The organism is Novosphingobium sp. AP12 (genome assembly GCF_000281975.1).
Classification (GTDB): Bacteria; Pseudomonadota; Alphaproteobacteria; order Sphingomonadales; family Sphingomonadaceae; genus Novosphingobium.
The window spans coordinates 25,877-31,876 of record NZ_AKKE01000042.1 but is presented as its reverse complement, the minus strand read 5'-3'; the positions used below and the strand labels follow the sequence as shown (position 1 = coordinate 31,876).

General features: G+C 67.8%; 6 protein-coding genes. All 6 read right to left on the bottom strand.

Features of this window, described 5'->3' with window-relative positions; all coding sequences use genetic code 11:
• Positions 1–928: Bcr/CflA family efflux MFS transporter (locus tag PMI02_RS08150; RefSeq protein WP_007681355.1), on the bottom strand; the 928-nt coding region annotated here is incomplete at its 3' end.
• On the bottom strand, positions 925–1,755 hold the full coding sequence (locus PMI02_RS08145; protein ID WP_007681353.1) for an aldo/keto reductase: 831 nt from the start codon (positions 1,753–1,755) through the stop codon (positions 925–927). The genes PMI02_RS08145 and PMI02_RS08150, both read right to left, overlap by 4 nt.
• Before the next feature lie 18 nt (positions 1,756–1,773).
• Entirely contained in the window at positions 1,774–3,051 is a 1,278-nt protein-coding gene (locus tag PMI02_RS08140) for an MFS transporter (protein WP_007681350.1), read from the bottom strand.
• 66 nt (positions 3,052–3,117) lie between these two features.
• Positions 3,118–3,981: a TauD/TfdA family dioxygenase gene (locus PMI02_RS08135; RefSeq protein WP_007681347.1), complete on the bottom strand. Its 864-nt coding sequence runs from the start codon at positions 3,979–3,981 to the stop codon at positions 3,118–3,120.
• 88 nt (positions 3,982–4,069) lie between these two features.
• Positions 4,070–5,071, bottom strand: a complete 1,002-nt coding sequence (locus tag PMI02_RS25835; RefSeq protein WP_007681344.1) for a helix-turn-helix domain-containing protein — start codon at positions 5,069–5,071, stop codon at positions 4,070–4,072.
• A gap of 179 nt (positions 5,072–5,250) precedes the next feature.
• Positions 5,251–5,850, bottom strand: coding sequence for a cysteine hydrolase family protein (locus PMI02_RS08125; RefSeq protein WP_007681342.1), 600 nt, complete (start codon positions 5,848–5,850; stop codon positions 5,251–5,253).
• Positions 5,851–6,000: the final 150 nt, after the last annotated feature.

Genomic DNA, 6,000 nt, shown 5'->3' with positions numbered 1-6,000 from the left:
GCGGCGGGGCCAGCCACGCCAGCGCTCCGGCGGCGAGGCCGGCGGCCATCATCACCGCGCCCGCGCCCTTGACCAGTCGCACCGTGCCGAACCGGCGGGCGAGCGGCGCTCCGGTCTGTGCGGCGCCGATCATCAGCGCCGCGCCGATGCCGAAGATCACGCTGTAGCCCACGCCGCCCAATCCGTAGATGTCGAGCAGGATGAACGAGGAGGACGCCACGTAGACCAGCAGCATCGCCAGCGCCGCCGATCCCACCAGCGCGGGGATGAGGAAATCGCGCGTGCGCAGGATGACGCCGTAGGTCCCGACGGTGTCGCGCCAGGGCCCGGCGCGGCGGCGCTCCGGCGGCAGGGTCTCGGGCAGGCCGAACGCCACCAGCGCGACCGCGAGCAGGCCGGGCAGCGCCAGCAGCACGAAGATCCAGCGCCACGACGCCATCCCGATCACCGCCGAGCCCACGGCGGGCGCCAGCAGCGGCGAGACGCTGTGCATCAGCATGATGAGCGTCATCAGCTGCAGCGCCTCGTGCCCGCGCATGGTGTCGCGCACGACCGCCTGCGCCAGCACGCCGATCCCCGAGGCGGCGCCCTGCAGGACGCGCAGGAAGAGGAGCATGGCGAAGCTCGTCGCGTAGGAACACAGGATCGAGGTGACTACATAGCCCGCCATGCCGAGCAGGATCGGCAGCTTGCGCCCGAAGCGGTCGGACAGCGGTCCGTAGACCAGCGGCGAAAAGGCCGTGGCGAAGGCGAAGGCCGCGAAGGTCTGCTGAACCTGCCCGATATCGGCGGAAAGGTCCCGCCCGATGGCGTCGAAGGCGGGCAGGTACATGTCCACCGCCAGCGGCGAGGCTGCGCTCAGGATTCCCAGGATCAGGGTGAGGCGCAGCGTACTCGGCCGGTGCAGCGCCGTCGCGGATTGCGTCATTCCGCGTCCCAGCTGAAGACCGGGTTGATCCAGTCGCCGGTACGGCCCTCGGGGCCGCCGAGCGCGTGCAGGCGGGCCATTTCCTCGTCCGTCAGTTCAAAGTCGAAGATGTCGAGGTTCTCGGCCATGCGGCTCGGCTTGCTGGTCTGGGGGATGATGATCGTGCCCGGCTGCTGGAGCAGCCAGCGCAGCGTCACCTGCCCCGCCGTGCGCCCGTGCGCCTGCGCGATGGCGAGGATTTCAGGGTCATCGGCAATGCGGCCCCGCGCGAGCGGCGACCATGCGGTGATGGTCGAGCCCAGCCGCTCCATCTCGGCGATCTGCGCGCGCTGGGTGAGGAAGGGGTGGTACTCGATCTGGTTGGTGACGATCGGCGCGGCCGACAGTTCCGCCGCGCGGCGCAGTTCCACGACCGGGAAGTTGGAGACGCCGATCGAGCGCGTCAGGCCGCGCGCGTGTACGTCGTTCAACGCGGCGATCGTCTCTTCCAGCGGCGGCTCGGGCATCGGCCAGTGGAGCAGCAGGAGGTCGACATGATCCAGGCGGAGCCGCTCCAGGCTCTCGTCCACGGACTTCTGGAGGTCGCCCTCACGGAAGCGCTTGGTCCACACCTTGGTGGTGATGAACAGTTCGTCGCGCGGGATGCCGGAGGCCGCGATGGCGGCGCCGACTTCGCTTTCGTTCTCGTAGATCTGCGCGGTGTCGATGTGGCGATAGCCGGCTTCTAGCGCACCCTCCACCATCGTGCGAGCCTCATTGCCGGTTACCTGCCAGGTGCCGAAACCAAGGCGGGGAATGGCGACCCCGCCCACTTCGATGTATTCCATGATGGGTCCTGTGAATGGTCAGCCGGGTTGCCCGGACATGACGGTGGGTTCGAAAGCCGGGGCGGTCTTTACCACCGGACGGCGACAGATCGGCGGCAGGCAGCTGATGAGTACCACGCCCGCGATAAGCGCGACCTGCATGCCCGTGAAGCCGGAAACGTAGGAGCCGGTGACGTCGAACGACCAGTCGAGGAGAAACGGGAGCATGCCGCCGACCAGCAGGATACCCGAATAGGTCGCTCCCGCAATCTTGCCGTAGTGGGCGACGCCGTAATAGCTCGAGAGCAGCAGCGGCAGGATCGCGAACTCGGTCCCCACCCCGACCCCGAGCAGCGCGCCGCCCAGCAGCACGACCGGCAGCGCCGTCCCGTGCATGATGAGCTGGATGCCGATCACCGACATCCCGTAGAGCGGCGCGGCCAGCCAGGGCGAGCGCACCCGGTCCATCAGCGTGCCCACGCCCATCTGCGCCAGCATGCCGGTCAGCGAGATGCAGGTCACCACCGGCACCGCCTGGGCCAACGAGAACCCGCGGTCGGTGAGCGCCGGCACGGTATGGGAAAGCACCGACATCATGCACCCCGATCCCAGCGCCATGGCGAGCGCCAGCATCCAGTAGCTGCGGGTACGCAGCGCGTCCCTCATGGTGACGTCGGCCTCCCCAGCGGCGACCTGGCGCTGCACCGCCCTGCCCTTCGGCGGGTCCCTCAGGAACAGGAACATCGGCGGGAAACCGATCACCGCGACGAGGATCGAGGTGCCGAGGTAGGCGCCCCGCCAGCCGAATTTGGTGAAAAGGACGGCGGCCACGATCGGGAAGACGATGGTGCTCAGCCCGTTGCCCAGCCCGGCGACGAGCCCCATCGCGGTCCCTCTTTTGGCATCGAACCACCCGGCGATGATCTTGCCGAACAGCAGTGGCCCGGTGACGTGGCCGAGGATGCTGATGGCGATGAAGTTCAGGTAGAACACCCATAGATTGGGCGGCACCATGCTCGCGGCAGCCAGCGAGAGTGCGAAGCCGAGGTTGCCCATCAGCAGGATGCGCCGCGCGCCGATGCGGTCTCCCAGCCACCCGACGAGGATGGGGAGGAAGATGTTCACCGGCGCGACCAGTGCCCCGACCCCGGTTATCGATGCGCGCGACCAGCCGAAGTCCTTCGACAGCGGCACCAGCACGATGCTGAGCAAGGTCCCGGCGACGAGTCCGTTGACGCAGTTGCCGGCGACGCTCGCCCCGAGCACGCCCAGTCTGGTGCGGTCGATACTGGTATGACCCAATCGGTTCGCGCGCATGTGCGTCCCCTTCAAATTGCCTCGATGCGATATGCCTTCTTGCTCGATCCGTATTCGCGCCCGCCGTCAGACCGGACGGTCGCCCTCGACCCACAGCCGGTACATGGTGCGGAAGTACTTGCTGTCGTCGAACAGCGTGCCGGTGTGGAGCGAGCAGCGGTTGTCCCACAGCAGCACGTCGCCGACCTGCCACTTGTGGCGATAGACGAAGCGGCCCTGCGTCATGTGCTCGACCACCTCGTTCAGGATCGCGAAGCCGTCCTGCCCCTCGGGGGCGCCGAGCACGTCCTTGGTGGTGCCGGTGGTAGGCCAGAGCGCCTTGCGGCCGTTGACCGGATGCGTGCGCACCAGCGGATGCACCACGTCGGGGAAGCGCGCGCGGTCCTCGTCGGTCGCCTTGCGGCGGTTGTGCTCGCGCGTCTCGATGAAATGGACGTGGCTGTTGAGCACACCGATCCGGCCCAGCTCCGCCTTCCGCTCTTCCGGCAGCTCATCGTATGAGGCGCAGCCGTCCGCCAGCAGGGTGTCGGAGCCTTCATCCGGCACTTCCAGCGCGTAGAGCAGTGTGCAGAGCGCGGGCCGTTCCTTGAACGAGAGGTCGGTATGCCAGCCCACGCCGTCGTTGTGGGCGCCCAGCGGCTTGCCGTCGACCACGCGGTTGGAGAGGATCGAGATGACCTCGTTGCCCTCCAGCTTGTGCGGCCCTTCGTTGCGCTGCGGCTCACCGAAGCGGGCGACGAAGCGCACGAGATCGTCCGGCGTCAGGTTCTGGCCCCGCACGACGAGCGCGCCGTTTCGGCCGAACAGGTCGACCACCCAACCGAGCGTATCGTCGTCGGCACTCGCGAGGTCCACATTCTCGACCTCCGCGCCGAACGGGGCCAGCTTGCGCCAGCCCGGCGCGGCGGAAATGCTTTGCGAAAGCTCCATGGTTTGCCCTTTCAAACTGCGTCTCTGGAAAGCAGGCTAACCGGGGAGGCCAGGTTCGCGTTGTGCGAACGCGCGCGCAAATTTGTCGCTAGGCCGATCCCATGGCCATGCCGTGCAGGCGTCCGCGCGGGGCCACCCGCCCTTCCAGCGCATCGCGGCGGAAGGCCGTGGGCGTACAGCCGTAGGCGTCGCGGAAGGCCCGGCTGAACGCGGCGCCGTCGTAGAACCCCCAGTGCAGGCAGATCGCGGCGATCGAGAGGTTCGCATTGACCGGGTTCGCAAGGTCGGTCCGGCACTTGTCGAGCCGACGCTCGCGCACGAATGTCCGGAACGAGCGGCCGCTCTCCTCGAACAGCTTCTGCACGTAGCGCGGGGTCAGCGCGTGCTCCTCCGCCACGCTCGCGAGCGAGAGCCTGTCGTCGTGCAGGTGCGCGTCGATGGTCTGCCAGATGCGCCGCAGCACATTGGCGCGGACGGAGGCGAGCCCGCCCAGCGGGTTCGCGCCGGTGCCCTCGAAAACGCTGTTCACCAGCAGGCGGATGATCGCGGACTCGATCGCGGACATGCCCGCCTCGTCCAGCCGGTCGAGCGAGCGGGCGACTTCGAACAGCATCGCCGCCAGCACCCGCGTGGTCGCCGTGTCCCCGCGCAGGTGGACGAGGCTGGTCGGCAGGTCGACCAGCGCGGCCCGCTCCAGCACGGCGGCGGACATGTTGACGTTGAGGAACTTGAAGGGCGTGTGCATCTCGATCGCACCGACCGCACCGCGCTTGCCGTATAGGATGTCGCCGCGCGAAAGCTCGACCGGGCGCCCTTCGATCTCCACCGAGGCATGGCCCTCGGGCACGATCGAGAGGAAGAAGATGTCTTCCCCCGCGCGCTCGGTGGCAGACGCCAGGCGATGGGGCTGCGCCTCCATCATCGAGAAGCCGATGCCGCGCGCCGAATAGATGTGGTCGATCCGCCCGCAGAGGCGCCCCGGCGTCTCCGCGAACTGGGGATGCAGCGCGAACTTGTCGAGGATGTCGCACCATGCGCTCATGCGCGTGCTGGGCGTGAACTGCTCGATGTCGAAGGCAATATGCGGCATGTACGCTCCTCGCTTACGCTGGCGCCTGCCTCTCCCCTGCAACGATTTCGTTTTGCCGATCCGCCGTTCGATCGGCGAAAGTAGAGTGTAAGAGTCGCCGCGCCCATGGCAAGCGGTTCGGCGAGGATGCAGGGAAAACGGCGCGCAAGATCAAGTTTCGCGCCGCTTCCCCGCTCGGATCAGGCCAATTCGGCGAGGAACGCCTCGTGCGTCATGGGCCGGGAGAACATTGCGAAGTCCTTTTCTGTGGCGACGCGCTGCTCCTCCTCGGAGAGCGTCGCGCAGCAGTCGGTCAGCGTGACCACGCGGAACGCGCGTTCGTAGGCCGAGCGCATCGTCGATTCGACGCAGCAGTTGGTGAGGAAACCGGCAATCGCCACGTCGGTGATGCCGCGCTGGCGAAGGATGAAGTCGAGGTTGGTGCTGGCGAAGCAGTCGAGCCCGCGCTTGCCCTCGACGACGATGTCGCCCGTTTGGGGCGTCAGGTCCTCGATGATCTCGGCGCCCCAGGTCCCGGCCTGAAACGCGCCGGAAGCCTTCACCCCGGCAAGGATGCCGTAAGTCTGCTCCGCGATCTCGGGGTAGCCTGCCGAGAAGGCGATCGGCACCAGCATCACCGTGACGCCCTTCGCCCGCGCCGCCTCGACCAGCGCCAGGCTGTTGGCGAGCATGTTGGTCGATTCCATCACGCCCTTCACCGCCTCGTGCTGCGCGCCGCCGGGGCTGACGAAGTCGTTCTGGTATTCGATCAGGACAAGCGCGGTTGTCTTGGGGTCCATGTTCGTTTCCTTGGCTGGGGAGGCAATGGGTACGGCCTGAACTTAAGGCGCGGAGCCCCCGGCGCAACCGTCCCGCCCGGCAAAATGGCGCGAGCCGGCGACGACGAGTCACCGCGGCGGCGATGGCGGGCGCGTTGACCGTCCACGAGG